At 61.8% G+C, this 1,345-nt stretch carries 1 protein-coding gene; it reads right to left on the reverse strand.

Annotated elements, in window-relative coordinates:
* Positions 1–250 precede the first annotated feature (250 nt).
* The gene (locus ACXAJT_RS27560; RefSeq protein WP_475242204.1) at positions 251–1,276 is read right to left on the reverse strand and encodes an IS110 family RNA-guided transposase; all 1,026 of its coding nucleotides are present in this window, start codon (positions 1,274–1,276) and stop codon (positions 251–253) included.
* Between the last annotated feature and the right edge of the window lie 69 nt (positions 1,277–1,345).

The following is a 1,345-nucleotide window of genomic DNA, read 5'->3' on the forward strand; positions in this document are numbered from 1 at the left end:
ATGTAGGTTCTTTAATTGATCCCCTGCGCTCGTTCAGTTTGTCGTTCCGGTCGGCCGCCTGCAAGGTTCTTTCCGAAGTCATCCGCGAAGGAGCTTCATCTCGGCGTTCAAGGCTCGGACGTCCCCAGGTGATATGCGCGGTATCCGCTCGGGTCCGCAGGTAGATCTCACGGGATCGATCCGTTGCCTGCCGCTTTGGCCGACGCGGCAACTGTGCGGCGCGCCTTGTTGGGTCAGGTATCGGACATGTTCACGCCTCCCGCTCCTCGAAGACGCCGCCACTTGTCCAGATCGCGTGCATGATCACGGCCAGCTTGCGCGCCAAGGCGACGACGGCCTTCTTGTGGCTCGTTCGTTGCTTCAAAGCCGTGGCCCAGTTCTTGAGCGCCATTCCTCGTCCGGGTTTTACTCGGCAAAGCAGCGAGTTGGCCGCTTCGTACAGTATTGTCCGCAACAATCGGTCCCCGCGTTTGGAGATGCGGCCGCCGTAGTCGATTGCACCGGACTGGTACCGTCTGGAGGTCAGCCCTGCATAGGCCCCCACCGAGCGCGATTTCGCGAAGCGCTCCGGCGCGTCGATCGTCGCCACGAAGGTTGCAGCCGTGACCGTTCCCACTCCGGGCACTGTCATCAGGCGGAGGCATGCGTCGGACCCTTTCACCTGCCGGACCAGTTCCTTGGTCAGCGCAGCGGCCTGCCGCAGGGCTTCCGTGCGTACCGCCAGAAGGGGCAGAATGATTGGCGCCAATGCGTCGTACCCCTCAAGAACAGCGCATATGCGACCCTCGTAGGTTCGTGGCTGAGTCGGCACGCGCAGCCCGAAGCTGGCAAGAAGACCGCGGATGGTGTTTTCCGCGTTTGTACGAATGCTGATCGCCGCGTCGCGGGCAGCCAGTAGGGCTCGACGCTCCTGCGCCTGTCGGCTCTTGACCTCGACCTTCCGATAAAAGCCCGTCCGAGCGAGATCGGCCAGCATCGCTGCGTCGTTGGTATCAGTCTTGTTATGCATCTGGCCGAGCACTGCATGGGCCTGCCGGGCATCGACACACACCGCCGGCAGGCCGCGCCTTGTCAACTCATCGTAAAGCCAGTTCGCCATGCGGCCTGCCTCGAGAATGACGCGTTCAAGCCCATCCCGAAAGGGGGCGAGCGCCGCGAAGATCGCATCCGGATCAGTCCTCGTCTCACAAGCCTTATCCATGCTGCCATCCGAGCGGCGTACGCAGATCGCGGTCTTTTCCTTCGAGACGTCCAGTCCGACATAGTATCGTTCCATTTCCACTCTCCTCTTCCGTGGTTCCAGAGAACCGCCAGAGAGCGCGGGGGATCAATTACTCCGAGTGAT

This window comes from Salipiger sp. ABF4_146, from assembly GCF_056161345.1.

Bases quoted from the DNA above. Each gene is read 5' to 3' on its own strand.
- ACXAJT_RS27560 (WP_475242204.1), bottom strand. From the start codon at position 1,276: ATGGAACGATACTATGTCGGACTGGACGTCTCGAAGGAAAAGACCGCG.